The sequence below is a fragment of the Epilithonimonas sp. genome, assembly GCF_056329745.1.
Map to the genome: position 1 here is coordinate 1 of NZ_JBWEYV010000016.1, position 21,086 is coordinate 21,086.

At 38.2% G+C, this 21,086-nt stretch carries 21 protein-coding genes; all 21 read right to left on the reverse strand.

Annotated features, from left to right (window positions below; all coding sequences use genetic code 11):
* Positions 1-573 (reverse strand): hypothetical protein (locus AC00Y6_RS11570; protein ID WP_474490772.1); only part of this gene is annotated, 573 nt, incomplete at its 3' end.
* A gap of 11 nt (positions 574-584) precedes the next feature.
* Entirely contained in the window at positions 585-1,721 is a 1,137-nt protein-coding gene (locus AC00Y6_RS11575; RefSeq protein ID WP_474490773.1) for a tyrosine-type recombinase/integrase, read from the reverse strand.
* Positions 1,722-2,480: 759 nt separating this feature from the next.
* Positions 2,481-4,274, reverse strand: coding sequence for a heavy metal translocating P-type ATPase (locus AC00Y6_RS11580; RefSeq protein WP_474490774.1), 1,794 nt, complete (start codon positions 4,272-4,274; stop codon positions 2,481-2,483).
* A 10-nt stretch (positions 4,275-4,284) separates the two neighbouring features.
* Complete coding sequence (locus AC00Y6_RS11585; protein ID WP_474490775.1) at positions 4,285-5,043, reverse strand: phosphatase PAP2 family protein; 759 nt, start codon at positions 5,041-5,043, stop codon at positions 4,285-4,287.
* Complete coding sequence (locus AC00Y6_RS11590; protein ID WP_474490776.1) at positions 5,040-5,516, reverse strand: heme-binding domain-containing protein; 477 nt, start codon at positions 5,514-5,516, stop codon at positions 5,040-5,042. The genes AC00Y6_RS11585 and AC00Y6_RS11590 overlap by 4 nt, the downstream gene beginning before the upstream one ends.
* A 19-nt stretch (positions 5,517-5,535) precedes the next feature.
* Positions 5,536-6,732: a DUF3570 domain-containing protein gene (locus tag AC00Y6_RS11595; protein WP_474490777.1), complete on the reverse strand. Its 1,197-nt coding sequence runs from the start codon at positions 6,730-6,732 to the stop codon at positions 5,536-5,538.
* Positions 6,733-6,759: 27 nt separating this feature from the next.
* A complete protein-coding gene (locus AC00Y6_RS11600) occupies positions 6,760-6,990 on the reverse strand; it encodes a DUF4266 domain-containing protein (RefSeq protein ID WP_474490778.1) in 231 nt (76 codons plus the stop codon).
* The gene (locus AC00Y6_RS11605) at positions 6,987-7,913 is read right to left on the reverse strand and encodes an FAD:protein FMN transferase (RefSeq protein ID WP_474490873.1); all 927 of its coding nucleotides are present in this window, start codon (positions 7,911-7,913) and stop codon (positions 6,987-6,989) included. The genes AC00Y6_RS11600 and AC00Y6_RS11605 overlap by 4 nt, the downstream gene beginning before the upstream one ends.
* Positions 7,913-8,296, reverse strand: a complete 384-nt coding sequence (locus AC00Y6_RS11610) for a thioredoxin family protein (protein WP_474490779.1) — start codon at positions 8,294-8,296, stop codon at positions 7,913-7,915. The genes AC00Y6_RS11605 and AC00Y6_RS11610 overlap by 1 nt, the downstream gene beginning before the upstream one ends.
* A gap of 85 nt (positions 8,297-8,381) precedes the next feature.
* Entirely contained in the window at positions 8,382-9,539 is a 1,158-nt protein-coding gene (locus AC00Y6_RS11615; RefSeq protein ID WP_474490780.1) for an efflux RND transporter periplasmic adaptor subunit, read from the reverse strand.
* 66 nt (positions 9,540-9,605) lie between these two features.
* Complete coding sequence (locus AC00Y6_RS11620; protein ID WP_474490781.1) at positions 9,606-13,946, reverse strand: CusA/CzcA family heavy metal efflux RND transporter; 4,341 nt, start codon at positions 13,944-13,946, stop codon at positions 9,606-9,608.
* Positions 13,947-14,098: 152 nt separating this feature from the next.
* Positions 14,099-14,497, reverse strand: a complete 399-nt coding sequence (locus AC00Y6_RS11625; RefSeq protein WP_474490782.1) for a hypothetical protein — start codon at positions 14,495-14,497, stop codon at positions 14,099-14,101.
* Positions 14,498-14,809: 312 nt separating this feature from the next.
* Positions 14,810-15,841, reverse strand: coding sequence for an ACR3 family arsenite efflux transporter (gene arsB, locus AC00Y6_RS11630; protein WP_474490783.1), 1,032 nt, complete (start codon positions 15,839-15,841; stop codon positions 14,810-14,812).
* Between the two features lie 3 nt (positions 15,842-15,844).
* Positions 15,845-16,459 carry a protein-tyrosine-phosphatase gene (locus AC00Y6_RS11635; protein WP_474490784.1) on the reverse strand — a complete coding sequence of 205 codons (615 nt, stop codon included), beginning with the start codon at positions 16,457-16,459 and terminating at the stop codon, positions 15,845-15,847.
* A 19-nt stretch (positions 16,460-16,478) separates the two neighbouring features.
* Positions 16,479-16,943, reverse strand: a complete 465-nt coding sequence (locus tag AC00Y6_RS11640) for a DUF6428 family protein (protein WP_312400213.1) — start codon at positions 16,941-16,943, stop codon at positions 16,479-16,481.
* Positions 16,944-17,016: 73 nt separating this feature from the next.
* Positions 17,017-17,346, reverse strand: a complete 330-nt coding sequence (locus tag AC00Y6_RS11645) for an ArsR/SmtB family transcription factor (RefSeq protein WP_474490785.1) — start codon at positions 17,344-17,346, stop codon at positions 17,017-17,019.
* Between the two features lie 39 nt (positions 17,347-17,385).
* Positions 17,386-17,526 carry a hypothetical protein gene (locus AC00Y6_RS11650; protein ID WP_474490786.1) on the reverse strand — a complete coding sequence of 47 codons (141 nt, stop codon included), beginning with the start codon at positions 17,524-17,526 and terminating at the stop codon, positions 17,386-17,388.
* A 256-nt stretch (positions 17,527-17,782) separates the two neighbouring features.
* The gene (locus AC00Y6_RS11655; protein WP_474490787.1) at positions 17,783-18,091 is read right to left on the reverse strand and encodes a hypothetical protein; all 309 of its coding nucleotides are present in this window, start codon (positions 18,089-18,091) and stop codon (positions 17,783-17,785) included.
* Positions 18,092-18,220 (reverse strand): DUF5712 family protein, encoded by a 129-nt coding sequence (locus AC00Y6_RS11660; RefSeq protein WP_474490788.1) that lies wholly within the window; start codon positions 18,218-18,220, stop codon positions 18,092-18,094. It lies immediately after the preceding gene.
* Between the two features lie 127 nt (positions 18,221-18,347).
* Positions 18,348-19,547 (reverse strand): hypothetical protein, encoded by a 1,200-nt coding sequence (locus AC00Y6_RS11665; protein WP_474490789.1) that lies wholly within the window; start codon positions 19,545-19,547, stop codon positions 18,348-18,350.
* Positions 19,548-19,953: 406 nt separating this feature from the next.
* The gene (locus tag AC00Y6_RS11670; RefSeq protein WP_474490790.1) at positions 19,954-20,898 is read right to left on the reverse strand and encodes a toprim domain-containing protein; all 945 of its coding nucleotides are present in this window, start codon (positions 20,896-20,898) and stop codon (positions 19,954-19,956) included.
* Between the last annotated feature and the right edge of the window lie 188 nt (positions 20,899-21,086).

The window sequence follows — 21,086 nt, forward strand, 5'->3', positions numbered from 1 at the left end:
CTTTGTTAAAATGTTTATCTGCCAATCTTCAAAATTTGTTCTGAAATTTTGCTCTTTATTTTCTTTTTTTACTTTATGCTCTTTCTTCTTCTGGGGTTCTACAAATTGAAAATTAGTAGCGTTTAGAGGCTTTTCAGGTTTAATTAGACTTTTCAGATGTTTTGAATAAAGATGGAACGCCTTATAATTGATAATTGCCGATAAGTAGGGAATTCCCTCATTATATAGCATTGGAGTTTGTGTATAATTTTTGACAACGAGTAACACAATGTTAAATTCTGCATATTTTTTCTTTTCTTCGGGAGACAACATCTCTATAAACGGACTTTCCCAAAGAAAATCGGTTGTTTCGATATAATCCGATAAGGATTTCAAAATGGGGTTTCCTCGAAGCAAAATCATTAATTCGTCAGAAATCTTTTCTAATTCTTTTTTAGTTGCATTATTAAACTGTTCTTCATTCAGCAAGTCTTGTTTAATGGAATAGGAATGCGAAAATGAAGTGTAAACCTTATCAATACATTGATTTGCAAAATATTGTATGTTTTTTATGTTGCGTTCTAATTTACTCATCTTTAGATAATTTACACCAAATCCATTTTAATTTCTGGTAGTGCATTGATCGCTTTTTCTTTTAGCGAATCTACGGCTCGTGTGTATTTTTCGGTATGTTTCAATCTTGAATGCCCCAAAAGGCTTGCAACTGTTTTAATGTCCGTTTGGCATTCGCCCAAAAGATTAACAGCAAAAGAATGTCGAGCGCAATGCCAAGTAATGTGTTTATCAATTCCCGCACGTTTCACCCAAGTTCGTAACGCTTTTAGGCATCCTGTATGGCTAGGTAAGCAAAAAATGTAATCATTTTTTTTGGGGGGTTCGCCTATGAGCTGTAATAATGTTTGGTTTAATGGAATAATTACTACCGAATTTTTGGAGTGTCCTTTAGTTTTAGTTTGTTCAAATTTGATGCGTTTTCCCGAATAATCTACATTACTGTATTTCAAATCAATCACATCGCAATAGCGCAACCCTGCATATAAACAAAAAAGAAATGCTCTGCGGACTTCGGTGTTTTGATAGGGCGTTTGCGCAAGTTGCTGGATTTCGTCTAAGCTAAGCACGTCCTTTTTCAAACTATTTTCATCAACAATACATTGAATGCCTGTGCAAGGACTTTTTAAGATAATTCCTTTATCTACTGCACTATTGATTATTTTTTTAAAGCGTTGATAATAACTAGCCGCCCCTTCACCAATAGAATGATCTTGCAAATACTCAACATACGATTTTATCATATCAGGCGTGAGTTCATCAAAACGTATTTTTTGTTTGCGATGAGGATAATCCTTCGCCATAAAATCCTTGAATCTCTCGAACGCTCCCACAATCATCCGAATATCTTTTTTGGTGTAAGCATCGATATAATTTTGAAAATAATCATATAAATATGCTCGCTGTTTAACCGGACTTATGAGACCAAAAGCGGAATGATTGAGTTCACTTTGCCTTGCTGTCCGAATTTCTTCAGCAAGTTGTAAAGTCTCTTTATTCGCCGCCCTTTCGTCTTTGTTTTTGGGTTTTGCAACAACATAAAGTTTAAGATATTCTTTTACCCTTATACCGTCTCTGTAAATATCAAGAAAAAGCGAAATATTGCCATTTGCCAATGGTTTTTCCCTCAATGTTACGTTGTTTTTCTTTGTCCCTCGTCTTGCAATCATAACCAAAATTTATATTTACTTTTGTTTTTCCTTTCTTTCACAAAGCTAATAATTAATTTTTATCGAGGGACAAAATAGGGACACTAATTAAGGAAAAATAGGAATATAAACGAATAAAAGCTAAAAGAATGAAATAGTAATTATCTGATAATCAGAAGTTTGTTTGTTTTTGTTTTCTGATATTTTCAGGGTTTTGTATCGGTCCTGGGTACAAGAAATCCTCTGAAACTACGGTTATCAGAGGATTTTTATTTTAAAGGGTGGCTAAAAGGGTGGCTTAATTAATGTTAAATTATTTTCCCATTTCTTACATGAAAAATGACTTTTATATCATATAATGGGAAGTAATCACTCAATACCAAAGTTTTCGTATTGTTCCTTCCAATGTCCACCATGCCTACTGATAACGAATGTTCTTTGGCAAGACTAGATAATGAAACCTCTCCACTAAGGATTCGTGATACAATTTGCAACTTAAAGTAATTGCATGTTTCTTGTTTTTCTCATAAAAATTCCCCCAATAGATATCTAACTTTTGGGGGCACTACACTTGTGAGACAACTCTCTTTTAAAATTACTTAACGTGAAGCGGTTCTATTTTAACAACTTTTTGATGCCTTTCAACAGGTCATTATTTACAGTGATGTAAACAGGATAATAGAGGTTTTGTCCTTCGATTTTTATGGACGGTTTTCTTTTGCTTGGAGAGCAACCTTTTAAGAACTTCCTTACTTAACATTATCGACAATTAACTTATGGTTACACCCTATCTTTCAAAGCCCTTAATGCAGAGGTAATGGAAATCACATCCACCACTTCCTGCAATCCGGCTCCAATTAATGCAGGTAAAATGCCAAAAGCGGCAATCAGCATCAGCACAGTACAAACAGCAATGCCAATGAAAACGGATTGACGGGCAATCTTCATTGTTTCTTTGGAAATGAGAATGGTATCACTCACTTTTTGCAGATTGTCTCTTAAAATCACCACATCTGCCGAATCGCTGGCGGCACTCGACCCTTTAGCGCCCATCGCAATGCCTACATCGGCAACGGTTAACGACGGTGCATCGTTCACCCCATCACCCACCATTACAACCGGACGAAATTCGCCGGGCATGCTTTTCAGGATTTTCAGTTTGTCTTCGGGCAAACAGCCACCGTGTACTTCCGTAATGCCAATTTCTTTGGCAATGTTTTCAGAAATATTTTGCTTGTCGCCGGAAATCATCATAATTTTTTGGATACCCATTTTTATTAATTGGGCAATGGTTTGCCGGGCTTCGGGACGCACTTCATCGGTAAAGGTGATTTCCCCAGCATATTTGTCATTCACCGAAACAAACAACGAGGTTTTTTCCGTTTTAATTTGAATGGGTTCAGTCGTTACAAAGCTCAGTTTACCCACTTTCACCAGTTTGCCATCAACTTTTCCTTCAATGCCATTTCCTTCTATTTCCTTTAAATCTGTTGCCAGAGGAATCGTTTTATCGCCGATATATTTCATCACCGAAACCGCCAAAACGTGGGAAGATTGCTGTTCCACGCTAGCTACAAAATCAACCAGTTCATCCTGCGAATAAGAATTTTCCGGGATTATGTCGTCCACGGTAAGATCACCTTTTGTTAATGTTCCGGTTTTATCGAAGGCGATAGCTTTCATTCTGTCCAGCTTTTCGATGACGGTTCCAGATTTTATCACCACGCCATTTCTGCTTGAACGGCTCATCCCTGCAATCAAGGCAATGGGAGCCGCAAGAATTAATGGGCAGGGCGAAGCTACCACCAAAACTTCGGCAATTCGATTAGGATCTTTGGTAATCAAATAAGCAATTCCGGCAATCAAAAAGGCAACGATGGTAAAAGGCAAAGCGTACCGATCTGCCATTCGCACAAAATGTGCCGGCTCTTTTTCGGAATTATGTACCAACTGTACGAGTTGCTGGTACTGGCTGTCTTTGGCGAGTTTGGAAACCTGAATAGTAATGGCTCCCGAACCATTCACCGAACCCGACCATAGGCTGTTTCCTTTTGTTTTGTTGACTGGTTTGGATTCACCCGTAAGCGAAGATTCATCCAGCAGCACCTCTTCACTCCGTAAAATTCCGTCCACGGGAATAATTTCTTTGGGTTTTACGATGATGATGTCGCCGATTTTAATGTCATCCACAGGAACATCTTCCAAATCGTCACCTGTTTTTTTATGGGCAATTCGAGGGGTGTTATCGAGTAGTGATTTTAAATCTTTCCGGGCTTTTTTCTGAGCATAATCTTCCAACGAATCGCCGCCGGTAATCATAATCAGGATAATGAGTGCCGCCCAGTAATTACCAACGGCTAAGGTTGCTGCAATGGCAGAAATCGCCAAAATATCCACTCCAAAATTCCCGGAACGAAGCACGTCGATCATTCCTTTCAGAAGAACAATGGACATCAAAATGCCTGTTGCGGTAATTAAGATTTTAGCATAATACGGTTCTTTCAGAATAAATTCCAGCACAAGTGCCACTACGGCAATGCTGAGAACGATAATGAATTTAAATATATTTTTCATTTTTATAATTTTAAAAGTTTAAAGAGAAACCTAATCCCATTGTTTTACTCTGATAAAATGGATATACTAGGGTAGTATTTCTGGTATTTTTTTTTGAAAATAGTTGACTTACTTTCGGGAACAACCAATAGGCAACTTCTGTGGAGAGAATGCCAATGCCGGCACCTGCAACCACATCGCCTACCCAGTGTTTATCATTCAGAACCCTGTAAACAGCTGTGAACAGAGCCAGCGGATAACCTGCCAAACTCAGCAGAAAATTCCTATCCTGATATTCTCGAAACATAAACTGTGCAGTTGCAAAGGCAAACGCCGTATGCCCGGACGGAAATGACAGTGCATTGGATCCATCGGGACGTTCTTCCTTTACCAAATGTTTGGCGGGCAATACAATGGCACTTGAAATCAACAGTGATGTACCTAAAATAATACTTCGGTCCTTAAAATTATGCTTTCCTTCAAGTCCGATAGCATTTAATCCGTAAACCAATACTGCCGGTGCAAACTGCGTATAATTATCCAGTTTTATTTTATCCGGCTGATGCTCACCGATTTCGTATCTGGTGGAGCGGTTGAGCTGTTTCAGGTCATCAGAAGTTAGGCTCAGGATTCCATACCCGATGAAGACAGAGGGTACAATCAGTTTTTTATATTTGAATTGATATACCGATGCAGAATCTGACGGCTTTTGGGCAAAGTTCTGCAACCCATTTTGAGCCACACTCCATGAGGATAAGCACAACAGGATTAATAAAATAATCCTCTTCATCTGGTAATAGCTTTACGACTGATTTCCTTTTTGGTGGTAATAACCCAATCCCGGAGTTGCTGCTTCTGCTCATCCGATAATTTTGCATTGCCATGGATAAGGGTGTAACTTGTCATGGGCATTTCGCCCGAATTGACGGTTTCCACAATTTCTTCCAGCTTCCGTAATTTCTGATCAGTAGTGTAAGCATTAAATTCATCAAAATTCAGACGTTTTTTTCCATCTGCAATATGTTCTGCCAGCCACCATTTGATGGGTTGTACCTTGTTGTAAGACGGATAAACCGTGTTATTAGAATGACAGTCGTAACAACTGGTTTTCAGGATTTGCTGCACATTTGCGGGAGTAGTGTAGTGATTTTCTATGGCACTTTCGGGTACTGTTGATGAAGTATTGGGCGTTACCCCAAAGAATTGGATGCTGATAAACAGAATAAGCAACAGCGGTAAGATTATTTTTTTTAAAAGTTTCATTGTTTGGATGTTATTAAGGTTATTTGAAACGGATGTTGAGAGAAATTATATCAGATACCATGTTAACGGACTTGGTATAATGACCGTATCTCAATTCCAGCATATTAAAATATTCAATTCCAAAAAGTCCGTTTGGCAAATTGAATCTTACACCGGCACCATAAAACTGGCTATTGAATGTTGACAAATCGTAATTGCTGGTATAATAATCGTCAAATGCCGTATGCATCTGGTAAGGCGCAAAATATTTTGTAGCTGTCTGCGTATAATAGCGGTAAAATGGACTTACGGATACAAAAGGTGAAATCTTAACAGGGGTTTCTATATTTACTGTATGAGATTTTAGTCCCCAATCATCCATATAATAGCGATAATAGGTACGGAGAATTACTTTATCTCCCAAAAAATAATTGGCTCGGACTCCTAAAGGAAGTTTAAACCTTTTGTTAGGCAGATTTTCCTGATGCACACTATTGTCAGTAAAATAAACCCTGTGAAAAGGCAAACTCAAATAGCCCGTTTGCTGCACTGCATCCACAAGAAGTTCCATTTGAAAATTTTGGCTAATAATCTGTGAATAGGCCAGAGACATGGCAAATGTATTTCTCCCGCTGCTACTATAATGATCGTGTTCTCTTCCGTTTGTTCCAATATTATCTGTCCTGAGTTCAATTGGTGCAATCAGTTTTACCTGATCCAGAAAAGTTTGAAATTTTGCAGTAAACTCACCCATTTTGTTACGGGTTTTTTGTGCAAAACCAATATTGGCACCAATAGATTGGTAGTCAAATTCAGACGAAAAAGACACGCCTCCCAGCAAAGTACTTCCCTTTTCCTCATTTTCCATAGACCAGCCTATGGAAGGATAGATTCTGGTATCGGCATGTGAAGCAGAAGAATTGGCCTTCAGGTCTATCATATCAGACGATGCCGAGGTATAATGATCAATCCCCACATCAAAACTAAATTTGTTTTTTCGTTCCCTTTTGTCATATTTTACCAATACGACATCTATAGAATTGGATATGTCTGAAAGTTTTTCTGTTCCGATACCTCCTGTTACTGCAGAATTGTTGCCGTTTTGGTTATAGTAACTGGAAACTAAATTGGCTTCTTCAAAACTAAGCTCCCTACTTTTTTCTGTATTCTTATTTTCCTGCGCTTTTAGATGGAAAAAACCAAAAAGTGCAGCAATACTTATCAATATTTTTTTCATTTTATTGAGTAACAAAATTGAACATGATTAATTGCAACCACAGCCTCCGCCTACTTTTCCGGCATTTGCGCCAGATGATCCTTCGCGGTATGACTGGAAGTTAAGCTCTGTTTTTTCAATCGGACGGTTTCCTAAAACCATTTCGGAGTCGTTCAGTTTGTTTTTTTCATATTCCTTAACGGCTATACAAGAAAAAAACAAGAATAATATCAAAAGTGCACTTAGAGCACGACCTGTTATTGGATATTGTTTGTTCATTTGAAATGAATGTTTTTGGATGAATAAATATGATTATTATCATCAATAATGATGCATTCTACCTGCTGAATCTGATCGATCAGTCTGATACCATTTTTAATACCCATAATAGTTACAGGAGTTGCTAAGGCATCGGCTATTTCAGCATTGGGACAAATAATCGTCGTACTTTTAATACCCGAAATAGGCATTCCCGTCTTCGGATTAATCGTGTGCGAATATTTTTTCCCGTTTATCGATACAAATTTTTCATAGTTTCCTGAAGTAGCCACAGAAATATCGCTGATGTTCATATAAGAAAATGGTAATTGGGCATTATTAGGATCGGCAATACCGATGGTCCAGGATTTTCCGTTTGCTTGTTTCCCCCAAGTGGTTAAATCTCCGGAAGCATTCACAACACCGGATTGCACACCACGCTGTTGCAAAATTTGTTTCCCCATTTCTGCGGCATAACCTTTCCCAATTCCGCCAAAGCCAATGCGCATTCCTTCCTCTTTTAAAAAGACGGAAACATCTTCTCTGTTCAGCAATATATTTTGATAATTCACCAGTTGCAAATGCTGTTTTATCTTATTCTGATCGGGAAGTTCCTGCATATTGCGATCAAAATTCCAAAACCTCTTGTCAATGCCGCCATACGAAATATCAAAATACCCATCCGTAATTTTGCTGATTCGCAAACTGCGTTCGATGAGGTTAAAAACCTCCAAATCTACCTTCACCGGCTTAATTCCTGCATTTTCGTTGATCTGGTTCGTCTGGCTATCCTGCAAAAAAGTACTGAGCAGTTTTTCGATGCGCTGTATTTCCGAAATAGCGGCTTCAATATGATGCATTGCTTTTTCTTCATTGCTTTCCACAACCGTAATTTCAAACTGATTGCCCATCAGTTTCTGTGATTTTCGGAACTCTTTAAGCATCATTTTTGATGTAAATGTTGAAAAATTACTTTGATTTGATTACTGAATGCTAAAGCGTCTTCTTTAGGAAACCCGTCCCATCTTTTCAATATTTTCCCGGATTCATCTAATAAAAGAGTACTTGGAAATATACCGTCAGAATTGTATTTTTCTGCCAAAACCGAATTTTCCTTTTTAACTGCTTCTGTAGGCTGGTTCTTTTTGTTTCGGGGGAAATCGGCATTCACATAAACGATGATATGATCAGTAATTAATTGTTGAAAAGAATCACTCTCGATGATAGTTTTGTGCAGTTTGATGCACGGTATGCACCAATCAGAACCTGAAAAATTAAGCAAAATCAATTCCTGGTTTTCCTTGGCTTGTTTCTGTGCTGTTTCCATACGTGTTTGTGCACTGAAACTCATTGGAAATAATACAAAGAGAACAATTAACAATGAGATTTTTAAGTTGTTTGATTTTAATGTACTATTCATCATCTTCACTGGTATTTTTAAGTTTCATCAATAAAGTATAGGCGTTTTTGGTTACGATTTTCTTGCCTTTAAAATCAGCAAAGTTGAGGATTTCGACATACCCATTTTCGGAAATTCCCAAAGTGACCGACACCATCTTCCAGGTCTGTTTTCCGGCTTCTACAAAAACAAAATTTTTCCCTTCAAAATCCACCACACTTTCTTCGGGAATAGCGTTGGCAAAAGAATTTTCGGTTTCTGCCTCGGCATTCATATACATTCCGGGAATAAGAGCCGGATCGTATTTTTCAAAATGACAATGCACATCGGCAATGCCGTTGCCATCTAAGTCTTTGCCAGTAAGTAAAATTTCGCCGGCATATTTTTTTGAAGGATCTACATTGGTATAAGCCACAATCCGTTGCCCGGTTTTCAGCATTTCCAAATCCTTTTCATACACTTTTAAATTGAGGTGAATATCCGATGGATTGATAAGTTCAAACAGCACATCCGAAGGCGTTACATATTTGCCGATATTCACGTTCACTTTGCTCACAAAACCGTTGATGGTGCTGTAAACTGGCACGCTCCGCAGAATATTTCCGGCAGATATTTTAGCCGGGTTTATATTAACCAACTTCAGTTGCTGGGCGATGGAATTCATCAGAATCTGCTGACTGTTCATCTCGGATTGTGCCTGTTGCATCACTTTATCACTACTTGCCTGGCTCTGGTTGAGCATTTTCTGTCTGTTATAATCCAGTTGAGCAAAGTGATATTTGGATTTTGCCATCAGATAATCCTGCTGCAACTGTACAAACTGTGGATTTTCGATAACGGCAATTACCTGACCTTTAGCCACTTTCATCCCAGGCAAAAGGCGGGTACTTTTCAGATAGCCGCCCAACGGTGTACTTACGGAAACCAGATTTTGTGGCGGTACATCAATTTTTCCGTTCAGTTTTAATACGGTGGAAATATGCTGCATCGACAGTTCTGTGGTTTCAATAGGGGCATTACGTAACTGTGCATCGGTAAAAGTTACCGTGTTTTCATCTTTCGGATTGGCCATTTTGGTGGTGGTGGTTTCTTGTTTTTGTTGGCATTGAACTGCGGAAAGCAGCACCATCAAGACCAAAAAATAAGAACCGTATAATTTTAATATTTTCATTTTCTTGTCTAATTATATATTGATTTGAAAAATTTTGTTTGCGGTTTAAAATCGTCTGTTCATCAACTATTGAAGTGTGATGTAATTCAGTTCAACCACGCTTTCGTTCAGTTTTAACAGGGCATCGGCATAATTACTTTTGAGCAAAACCGCCTGATTGACGAGCATTACAAATTCCAGATAATTGATTTCTCCGTTAACGAATTGTTGCTGTGCAGTTTTGGTAATGATGTCCGCATTTTCCAGTTCAGCAGTTTCGTAACGGTTGACGATTTCGAGGTTCGTTTGATACATTTGCTTCAGCTGTTGCTGTTTTTTCTCTAACGCAAATTCCGTATTGTGCCAATCGTTTTCTGCAATAGTTTCTGCCACTTTAGAAGCGTTAATTCTTGCCTTTTGCCCTCCGGAAAATATGGGAATGCCCACACCTACCATCACCGAATGAAACTGTGGTGTAGCAGAATACAGTTTATCATCAGGACCAATACCTTTAAACGAATTGAGATTATAACCGATTTGCAAACCCGGAAGAAGTTTGGATTTTTCCACTTCGGTTTGTTTGCCGGCAACCATTTTTTGCTGTTCCAATACATTTAACAACGGATGCGAAGCATTTTCACTGAGCAAAAGAATCGGTTTGGAATTTTCCAAAGGAAGATATTCTGTTTCGGAATTAAGCAACCAACTGAACTGCAACTGCAAGGTTTTGATTTCCTGTTGCACCTGTTTCAACTGAATCTCAATCGCCGATTTTTGGTTGGAAGCCGTTGTTTTTTCCAGAATATTGCTTTCTCCGGCTTTCAAACGCAAATTGGCTTTGTCTAAAAATTGGGTGTACAGTTGCAATGTTTCATTCAGCAGTTTTTCCTTGTCTTTCCAATAAATCATCTGGAAATAACTTTGGCTGACGGCTTTTTTCAGTTCAAATTCTTTAAGCGAAACATTTAACTGGCTTTTTTTCCATTCTTCGGTATGCAAATTTTTCTGTTTCTGATACACGGTTGGGAAGGCGATGCTCTGCGAAATCCCGAATTTTATATCGTTGTATGCACTGTTGATTTGTCCGTAATCTGCCGTAACTGCGGTTTGTGGAATATCGGCATTGAAAGTTTTAATCAATGCTTTGGCATAATCCGAACGCAGTTTTTCGTTTTTCAGGTTGCGGTTGTTTTGCAACGCTTTTTGCATAGCTTCATCTAAAGAAATTACGGTTTGTGCCTTCATTTTCATTCCTGAAAACAGCAGCAAAATCAATAGAACGGAGGCGATATGTTTGTTTTTTGGTTTTTTCATTTTAAATCCATTTTCGATGTTGACATATAAAAGCGGAAGGACAAAAAGTGTGAGTAGCGTTGCCAACATCAATCCGCCAATTACCACGGTTGCCAAAGGCCGCTGCACTTCTGCTCCGGCTCCGTTGCTGACAGCCATCGGGATAAAACCGAGAGAGGCAACGGCGGCGGTCATCAACACCGGACGCAATCGGCTTTCGCCACCATCAATCACAATTCTGACGATATTTCTAATGCCGTTTTTATGCAGGCGGTTAAATTCTGAAATCAATACAATTCCGTTCAAAACCGCTACGCCAAAAAGAGCGATAAAACCAACGGCAGCACTGATGCTGAAAGGCATTCCGCGTAAATTCAACATAAATACACCTCCGATGACCGACAACGGAATGGCGGTGTAAATCAGAAGACTTTCTTTAATGGATTTGAATGCCATAAACAACAATACAAATATCAATGCCAATGCCAGCGGAACGGCAATCATCAACCGTTGTTTGGCATTGTTCAGATTTTCAAAAGAACCACCATACGTAATGGAATAGCCGGCCGGAAGTTTAATTTCCTTGTCCACTTTTTGCTGCAATTCTTCCACAATGCTTTGCACATCACGGTCTTTAATGTTGAAGCCGACGACAATCCGGCGTTGTGCATTTTCCCGCTGAATTTGATTGGGACCTTCCACCACATCTACGGTTGCCAACTGATTGAGCGGGATTTGATTGCCCGCCGGTGTTGGAACCAATAGGTTTTGAATATCATTGATGTTTTTTCGGTCGCTGGCATTTAGGCGGACTACCATATCAAAACGCTTTTCGCCTTCAAAAACCCAACCTGTACTTTGCCCGGCAAAAGCCGTATTAATCACCCGATTGACATCTGCAACAGAAAGATGATACTGAGCAATCACGGGACGATTGTATTTTACCACCACCTGCGGAAGCCCGGAAACTGGCTCTATATAAAGGTTTTGTGTACCTTTTACCGTTTCAATGATTTTACCGAGTTTGTTAGCATTTTGTACCAGAGAATCAAGATTGTCGCCAAATATTTTGATGACCACATCCTGCCTTGCACCGGTCATCAGTTCATTAAAACGCATCGCCACCGGATACTGAAAACCGACCGTTATGCCGGGGACATCTTCCAGCGCTTTGCTCATTTTGTCCGATAATTCGGGAAACGTTTTGGCAGAAGTCCATTCTTTTTTGTCTTTCAGAATGACCATCATATCCGAAGCATCCATTGGCATCGGATCGGTTGGCACTTCTCCACTTCCGATTTTTGTGACCACTTTTTCCACTTCGGGGAAGCGCGTTTTTAAGATATGGGCTGCTTTTTGCGTACTTTCAATCGTGGTGGTAAGGTTACTGCCGGGTAAAACGCGGGTATCCACCGCAAAATCACCTTCTTCCAATGACGGGATAAATTCGCCCCCCATCCTGCTGAGCAGAATTATTGCCGTGATGAACAATATGGTGATGATTGCAAAAATGGTTTTCGGAATGCGTAAAACTTTCAGCAAAGTTTTCAAATAAAGCACTTCCACTTTTTTCATTACCCTGTCTGACCACGAAGGTTTTAAACTTCTTTTTTTCAACAAAACCGAACTCATCATAGGAATGTAGGTTAAGGAAAGCAGAAATGCTCCCAATAATGCAAACGCCACAGTTTCTGCCATCGGGCGGAACATTTTTCCTTCAATACCCTGCAATGTTAGGATCGGAATATATACAATGAAGATGATAATTTGTCCGAAAACTGCACTGTTCATCATTCTTCCGGCAGATTCTGTGACTACACTGTCCATATCATTGGACGGAATTTTCAGCAGGTTCCTGAACTTGGGATTAAGTGCCAGTTGATGCAGGACGGCTTCCACGATAATGACCGCTCCGTCGATAATCAACCCAAAATCCAGAGCACCCAAACTCATCAGATTGCCGCTCACCCCAAAAAGGTTCATCATACAAATGGCAAAAAGCATTGCCAACGGAATCACCGAAGCCACGAGTAAGCCAGCTCTGAAATTTCCGAGAAATAAAACGAGGACAAATACCACGATTAATGCACCTTCCAGAAGGTTTCTCTCAACAGTACTGATGGCATTATTCACCATTTTGGTACGGTCAAGAAAGGGTTCTATCACCACGCCTTCTGGCAGGGTTTTCTGGATTTGTGCCACTTTGGCTTTTACATCTTTGATGACCTGACTGCTGTTGGCACCTTTCAGCATCATTACCACTGCACCGGAAACTTCGCCCTGATCGTTGTAAGTCATCGCTCCGTAACGGGTGGCAAAGCCAATTTTTACATCGGCTACATCGCGGATAAACAACGGCACATCGTTGTTTTTATTGGTAATGGAAATATTTTGAATATCCTCAATATTGCCCACCAAACCTTCGCTCCGGATGTAGAGAACAGTTGGTCCTTTTTCGATATAAGCACCACCGGTGTTCTGATTATTGGCATTCAGTGCATCAAAAACATCATTGATGGTAATGCCGTAAGCATTGAGTCGGTCGGGATTCACGGCAATCTCGTATTGCTTCAATTTACCGCCAAAACTGCTGACTTCTGCCACGCCTTTAACCTGAAGTAACTGCCGACGCACAATCCAATCCTGAATGGTGCGGAGTTCGGTAACGTCGTATTTTTGTTCAAAACCTTCTTTAGGACGGACTACATATTGGTAGATTTCGCCCAATCCGGTTGAAATCGGTCCCAATTGCGGTGTTCCTATACCTTGCGGAATTTCGTTCTGAACCTGCTGCAGCCGCTCTGCCACCTGTTGTCTTGCCCAATACACATCAATACCATCATCAAAAACAATGGTAACCAAAGACAATCCGAAACGGGAGAAACTGCGGATTTCTTTGAGTCCGGAAATATTGGAGTTCGCCTGCTCAATCGGGAAAGTAACCAGACGTTCGATATCTGTTGCTCCAAATGAAGGAGCTATAGTAATAACTTGCACCTGATTATTGGTAATATCGGGTACGGCATCAATCGGTAAATTGCTTACCTGATAAGAGCCAATGCCTATTAAACCAAGAATCAGTAATGCTATAATGAGTTTGTTCTTTACAGAAAACCCAATGATTTTTGTAAGCATAATTTATTCTGTTAATCGTAAAAATGGAGTAATGAAATTTAAGTATTACCTACGCTGACACGGCTATAAATACACAATAGCACTATAGACTGGAAACGTCAGCAAACAGTAATACACGATGAAATAATTCACCGGAAAAATCAAAAAAGTGATTAACAGAATTTTGGAGGCTGCCAGATGCCCGACAGATAAGTAGCCGGTATAAAATCTTCATCACGGACTGCTATTTTCTTCCTTGAAGAATTATACGTCTTTAGAGCATCAGGTTCTAAAAATAATGGTTTGGAAAGAATAAAGGAAACCGTCAGCAAATCATTGTGAGTAATGAAAGGTAATTTTTGATCTTCTTTATAATCCTCATCGTGAGGATGGTTTTCAAGGTGATTACCTTCATAATGAAGTACCAAAAAATCCATTACGGACATTTGAGGATTTTTTTCTTTATGCTCGAAATAGTGTTCTACCAACATAGGAAACTTCAACAACTGACCTAACTCTGTTGTTGAAATAAGATATGTGGTTAGAAAAAATATTGCGAGTATTTTTTTCATACATACAAAGTTAATAAAAAAATCTACTCTATTTTATAAGATACTGTAATTTAAAACTTTTTAAAATACTACGGATAATTTTTTTAAATCCCGAACTGGGCGGCAAGCAAGGGCAAATCGTTTTTTGTTCGGCAGGAACACCAAGGTTTAACAGGCTTACCAATATTATGAGCATCGACAAGTTTACAACTTATGTGTATCTGGATAATATTATCGATTACCATTTTCAGGAGTTCGGGGATTTGATTAGCGAAATCTACAGCAAAAAACACAAGCCGTTGTTTTAAATACTAAAATCGTAGGGTATTAGATCTAATCGTAATATCTTTTCTTTAACCACAAACTTGCTCTTACCAAGAGTATCAACACAGGTACTTCCACGAGTGGGCCGATTACGCCCACGAATGCCTGTGGCGAATGAACACCAAAAACGGCAATGGCTACGGCTATTGCCAATTCAAAATTGTTTCCTGTGGCGGTAAACGCTATGGAAGCATTCTTTTCGTACGGAACGTTTAAAGATTTACTTATAAAGAAGCTCACAAAAAACATCAGTACAAAATAGATGATTAACGGTATGGCTATTTTTATTACATCCATTGGCAATTCTAATATCTTATCGCCTTTCAGACTGAACATCAATACAATGGTAAACAACAATGCGTATAATGTAATTGGCGATATTTTGGGTACAAATTTCCTGTTATACCATTCGATACCCTTTGATTTAACAAGTGCATATCGGCTAACAAAACCTGCCAAAAAAGGAATACCTAAGTATATCAAAACGCTTTCGGTTACATCTTTCATTGACACGCTTACATTGAAATTGGCTAACCCCAATTTATTGGGCAATACGTTGATGAACAACCAAACCAAAAAACTGTAACTCAATATCTGAAAGATGCTGTTCAATGCTACCAATAATGCCGTGTATTCCCTGTTGGCTTTTGCCAAATCGCTCCATACGATGACCATTGCGATACACCTTGCCAAACCTATCAAAATCAGCCCTGCCATATAATCGGGTTCGTTGCGTAAAAACAAAACAGCTAAACCGAACATTAGCACCGTGCCGACTACCCAATTCAGCAACAGGGATATGCCGATTGCTTTTTTATCCTTAAACGCTTTTGGTAGTAATGTATAATCAACTTTTGCCAATGGTGGATACATCATCAGTATCAAACCGATTGCCAACGGAATATTGGTCGTACCTACGGACAAGCTGTCTGTAATAGTGGAGATATTGGGAAAGAAATAGCCCAATCCTACACCTACCGCCATTGCAAGGAATATCCATAGGGTAAGGTATCGGTCAAGGAATTTTAGTTTTGGTTGCATCGGTTATTTTTTAATCAATGAAAAAACATAGAACATTTCGGTAGCTATCTGCAAACTTCTTTCGGTATAAACCTGTGTCTGCTCTGCTGTGCCGTCTGAAATTTTAGCGTCTTCAAATGTAATAGGTATTCTCTTTTCCGCACCTGCAATAAAAGGACAGCCACCGTCCGCCTGTGAACAGGTCATAATAGCTGTGAATGCCGATACAGGATTGAAAGCACTATCGTACTTTTTTGAAAAACCGATTATCGGCAGGGCATTTTCGCTGTACTTAATGGCATAAACAGGGTTGTCCGTTTCCGAAATTTTGAAAACAGAAAAACCCTGTTTAGCCAATGTTTCCGCTACTTTCGGGAACAATGCCGTCTCTTCCGTACCACCCGAAAAGCAATGCACGTTCGGAATATGATAATATGCACTTGCCACCTGTGCCCAAACCTGTGCTAAATGGCTCCGGCGTGAATTGTGTGTACAGATGAAATTTAGGTTTATTTCCTGTCCGTTGTTTACTTTTTGTTGTATGAAATCTACCAATGGTTGCAATACGGCTTTACGTTCTTGGATGATATGCTGGTTAGAAACAATTCTGTCAATCGTTCCGATTAAATCTTTATTCATAATGATTTGTTTTATGATTTTAGCAACAACCCGAATTGGGCGTACAGCAAGTACTGTTCAGCTCTGATAATTTTACTTTTTGTTTTTCGGCAGGAATACCGCAGGCATCACTTGCCAAGCAAGTGGTCTGTTTGTTTTTCAGTACAAAATGGTTTCCGTTAAAATCCAAATTGTATTTGCCAATCGTTTCGCTTTGGTATTCCACTTCTATTTCGGCATCTTCAATACCCAATTTATCTTCGGATAATTTGATAATGTTCAATAGTTTGGTCGGCTTTAACCTGTGCTCATAATCGTTAGCGTTCCATAATTGGAAATTGACCACTTTTTCGTTCCTGATTGTTCCGCCACAGTCTATAAAATGTTTTGTAACAATGCCTATTTCTGTAACGTGGAAATGTTCGGGTACAAACGTACCATTCTCTAATTGAAATTCAACATTATCTAATGCTGGTAAAATTTCTTTGATGTCTGATAGTGTCATTGTTTATGATTTTGAAATGATTTACTGAATTATATATCGCAATATAACGGTGTTAAATGCTAAAAAAACATCGCTAACAGCACTTGGTTACTTTTACGTCCTGATTGAAAAAAGCATTAAAATCTGCTTGGATTTTTTTCCACACATTTTCATCAATACAATAACAAACTGATTTTCCCTCAATCGTTCCTTGAATAATACCAATGCTTTTTAACTCTTTTAAATGCTGTGAAATGGTTGCTTGTGCCAATCCCAATTCCTCTACCAAATCATTACCGATACAGGCTTTCTGATTGATGATGTATTGAAGTATGGCAACCCTCGCAGGATGTGCCAAAACCTTAAACAGAGAAGCAAACCTATTTTGTTCTTCTGTGAATATTTCTGATTTTGTAAGCCCCATATTTTACAACTTTAACATTGCAATATTACGATATTAAATTTAAGCTCCAAAGGTTTTATTAATATTCGGTTTTTCCAACTCACTTTCGATTACTTCAACAATATCCAGCTTAATTTGACGGTAATTATCCTTGATTTGCTGTTTCATATTGTTCAGTCCCTGTTCGTCTTCAAAGGACAATTCTCGGTATTTTTTATAAGCTTTATTCTTGGCGGCAACCTTGTCATTATCCAGAACAAAAAACTTCGAACTTATTTTAACTAGTTAAAAGATAAGGAAAAGCCCGGTAAAACAGGTATCGCTGCCCTGAAACGTAAATAACTTGTGCTGATCTTTACGCTTTACAAAAACAAACAGGATTATATTGTTAATTATGATAATGGTTCCGCTGTAGAAAGTAAATAGCCCAAAAGCGGGCTACGGTAGATGGTCTCGCCTATAACAGGCATAACCTCTGTGAATGGTAAATATACTTATTTCTGACGGGATTGTAAATACATACTTTATATTCCCCGAGGACGCCTTTTTCTTTTTTTTCCTTAAAATGAGGAACCTGATCCTCTGTATGTTCATAAGCCAACGGGATGCAAGAGAACAGAGTTCCCAAAGTACTTACCGCAGAATCCTCAATGGTATCTATGAGTTGAACTAAATCCTTATTGCAGTTTTGATAAATATCCTTTGCAGTATCAGGAACGTTTTGCCTGTGTATATAAGTCAATTTACTTTCAAGTTGATCCAGCAACTAGATAGCTCTTTTTTGCTGGGCATTGCCGTTTTTCATTGTGAGCGCATAGGTTATAGAATCTTTTAACAGACGGTTGTAATTGAACATTTGATCAGAAAGCAATTCGCCGGACTCTTTAAAAGCCACGCGGACAAACTGACCGAGCTTACATAAGTGTTGACTAGTATTTCTAAGCTTAAGTAACAATTACAAAATGAACTGAGCTTTAAATCATAATAATTAACTTTCAGATGAAGTTGTAGTTATGATAAAGTCACCTTCTCAATCCCTTTCTTTTTTTCTGTTCACCCTCTTTTGTTTGACTATTTATTTTGAACGAAATATCTTTCATTGATTTCTCCCTGTTTTGCTCACTACCAAAATGTAATAATGTAAAAAAGCGAGCCGTAATATTAGGATCCTTAAAAACTTCCTCAAAAGCAGAGAAAGGAATATTATTTTCTTTTGATATTCTTTCACAAATATTTCCGATTTCATCAGAAATTTTAAAATCTTTAGATTTTGAACGGTCATAAAAAGAAACTTTCAAACGTTCATTCCTGATGGTTTTCTCAATGACATTGATTACAGAATCCAGATATTTTTTCTTTTCAACAGCAAAAACGTTCGGATTGGTAAGTAGTGTGGCGTTTTTGATTCCGGCTATTTGGATTTCCTTTCTCAGACCTTCATTCTTCAGTATAAGTTCTGAAATTTGTTTTGCCTGAGATTCCAACTCTGTTTTGTTTTTAAGAAGTTTCAGATGGTTGGCTTTGAGTGCTTTTTTAAAATTTTCAATAGTTTTATCCGTTTTGATTCTTTGAAAGCCTAAGAAATCAGACTCTTTCACAAGGAATTTTTCGGATTCTTTAGACTCAATGGCTGCTATTATTTCAGTTTCTCTTTTTTCCAGAATTCTTAGATCTTCTTCTTTCATTTTAATTTTATAGTCAATAGCTTCTAGCCTCGCCTGAGATCCTGATCTCCCTCTTTCCATTTTCAAAGATTCAGCTGCAATGTCCTGCATTTTGGAATAATGAAAAGATTGATGTTTTAAGGTTTTTCCTGTTTTCAAATCCTGCCAGTCTGCAACCAAATGGGCGTGGTGGTTCGGTTTCCATTCTTTGGTATCTTTGTCATAATGTCCTTCATCTTTATGAATGGCAATCTGGAAAATTCGTATTTTCAATTCTTCTTCCAACCGCTTTGATAAATTATGCAAATCCTGCATGGTTGTATTTTCTTTAATCACCACAACGGCTTCTCTTATTGGCATTGCATTCTTTTGAAGTTTACGCCCGGATTTTTCCTTGCAGTAGGCTTCAATCTTTTGAAGGCGGTCTGCTATTTTCTGTTCTTGCCAATATTCATTGTTAGGTGTTAAATCCTTACGGATATAATCAAAAGATTTCTTCCTGAAGTTATGGATTTCAGAATCGGATTTTGCTGCCTTGAAATTAATAGAAGTCTTCATATCAATATGGATTTGTGTTTTTGAATTTTTATGATTTTACATCAATGTATTTTTGTAGAATTATATAATGCAATATTTATTGAAACCTGTAGTTTATTTACTCACCTCTGTGAGCAACCTGTAGTACATTGATACAGGTTTTGGAAGAACCTGTATTAAAGACATACATGTTTTTGATTTAGTTGTAGTATTCCAATACATGTCAAAGAATTAACTGAGTTTAGAAATAGGTTTTAGAAATATTTATGTAATTTCAATCGGATTTTATTTCCATCTGTATCAATTTTACTTAGTTTAAAGCCTCGCAGAGCGAAGAAGTAACTTTGTTGGGAGAGCATCGACCTTCAAAGTTGCGAATGAGTTCCTAACTTCTGCAGGTAGTTTGTAAAAATATGCGCACGCACCATCAGCGTTTCCTTTGGTAAATCGGATTGGTTTTTTGCTCTTCTTCGTGAATAATTTTTTGTTCCCGTTGATGGTTTTGTTCCTCTTTCTCAGTTTGAATTCCGTGTTGCAGATACTCGTTCAAATCTTTGTGTTTCGCGTAAATCCCGGAAAGATCTCTCGCAGCCGGAAAACTTTTAAGAATTTCATCCCGGCATTTTTCACCAGCTTTATCATTATCCAAAAACAAATTGATTTCTGAGTAATTTTTCAACTGTTCTTTTGTTGTATTTAATAAGGAAATGGAATTCATTACTAAAATATCTCCGGTATAGAACCGCTTCATTTCAACAAAAGACAGAGCATCCATGAATCCTTCAAAAACCACAACATTTCTCTTGTTCAATAAGGGATTGTCATTGCTAAGATTGATAACTGAAATATCCTTTTTCAGAAGAGAACCTTTATAAAACGAATTTCGCAGTTCCCAACCTCCGGAACGGTTTTTAAATCCAACGGCATAAAGCATTTTTTCTCCCAGTCTGAAATGCACTTGCTTAACCAACGGATAAATGATTTGCGAAAGTCCCCTTTGATGCAGATAATTTTTCAGGTTTTCATTTTGGATTTCCTTAATTTCAGTGATGGTGTAATTGGGTGTTGAATTTTTCAGATGAATATCGTTCTGCGGTTGAAAAGAAGAAAAATTCTGATTTTCTGCCCATTCCAGAACTTCTTTTACGGAAGCATTCTGATATTTTTGCATAAAATCGGTGTTGTTTCCGCCAATTCCTTCTGAATGGAGATACCAGACGTTAAGTCTTTTATCAATTTTAAAAGATGCTTGGGATTCGCTGGTAAAAGGATTGAGATACCAGGCTTCTTTTTCATTTTGTTTCGTGGGAAGGTGTCCGAGAGAAAGGAGGACTTCTTCCAACGAGATGCGGTTAAATTGGTTGCAGTTCATTGTGTTATTTTTTAATACTTTTAATCGTTTTATCAGTAAATGCAAGGTTTTATTTTGCATTCACACGGTCGGATTTGTTATTGTGAAATTTTTGATGAATTGATGAGATAACGATGTATTATATTGATATTGTTTCATTTAAATCCTCATCAAATGCTCATCATCTCATCAAAATTCGAATTATCTTC

Coding starts and splice junctions, on each gene's coding strand:
- AC00Y6_RS11575 (WP_474490773.1), bottom strand. CDS start 1,721: ATGATTGCAAGACGAGGGACAAAGAAAAACAACGTAACATTGAGGGAA.
- AC00Y6_RS11580 (WP_474490774.1), bottom strand. CDS start 4,274: ATGAAAAATATATTTAAATTCATTATCGTTCTCAGCATTGCCGTAGTG.
- AC00Y6_RS11585 (WP_474490775.1), bottom strand. CDS start 5,043: ATGAAGAGGATTATTTTATTAATCCTGTTGTGCTTATCCTCATGGAGT.
- AC00Y6_RS11590 (WP_474490776.1), bottom strand. CDS start 5,516: ATGAAACTTTTAAAAAAAATAATCTTACCGCTGTTGCTTATTCTGTTT.
- AC00Y6_RS11595 (WP_474490777.1), bottom strand. CDS start 6,732: ATGAAAAAAATATTGATAAGTATTGCTGCACTTTTTGGTTTTTTCCAT.
- AC00Y6_RS11600 (WP_474490778.1), bottom strand. CDS start 6,990: ATGAACAAACAATATCCAATAACAGGTCGTGCTCTAAGTGCACTTTTG.
- AC00Y6_RS11605 (WP_474490873.1), bottom strand. CDS start 7,913: ATGCTTAAAGAGTTCCGAAAATCACAGAAACTGATGGGCAATCAGTTT.
- AC00Y6_RS11610 (WP_474490779.1), bottom strand. CDS start 8,296: ATGGAAACAGCACAGAAACAAGCCAAGGAAAACCAGGAATTGATTTTG.
- AC00Y6_RS11615 (WP_474490780.1), bottom strand. CDS start 9,539: ATGAAAATATTAAAATTATACGGTTCTTATTTTTTGGTCTTGATGGTG.
- AC00Y6_RS11620 (WP_474490781.1), bottom strand. CDS start 13,946: ATGCTTACAAAAATCATTGGGTTTTCTGTAAAGAACAAACTCATTATA.
- AC00Y6_RS11625 (WP_474490782.1), bottom strand. CDS start 14,497: ATGAAAAAAATACTCGCAATATTTTTTCTAACCACATATCTTATTTCA.
- arsB (WP_474490783.1), bottom strand. CDS start 15,841: ATGCAACCAAAACTAAAATTCCTTGACCGATACCTTACCCTATGGATA.
- AC00Y6_RS11635 (WP_474490784.1), bottom strand. CDS start 16,459: ATGAATAAAGATTTAATCGGAACGATTGACAGAATTGTTTCTAACCAG.
- AC00Y6_RS11640 (WP_312400213.1), bottom strand. CDS start 16,943: ATGACACTATCAGACATCAAAGAAATTTTACCAGCATTAGATAATGTT.
- AC00Y6_RS11645 (WP_474490785.1), bottom strand. CDS start 17,346: ATGGGGCTTACAAAATCAGAAATATTCACAGAAGAACAAAATAGGTTT.
- AC00Y6_RS11665 (WP_474490789.1), bottom strand. CDS start 19,547: ATGAAGACTTCTATTAATTTCAAGGCAGCAAAATCCGATTCTGAAATC.
- AC00Y6_RS11670 (WP_474490790.1), bottom strand. CDS start 20,898: ATGAACTGCAACCAATTTAACCGCATCTCGTTGGAAGAAGTCCTCCTT.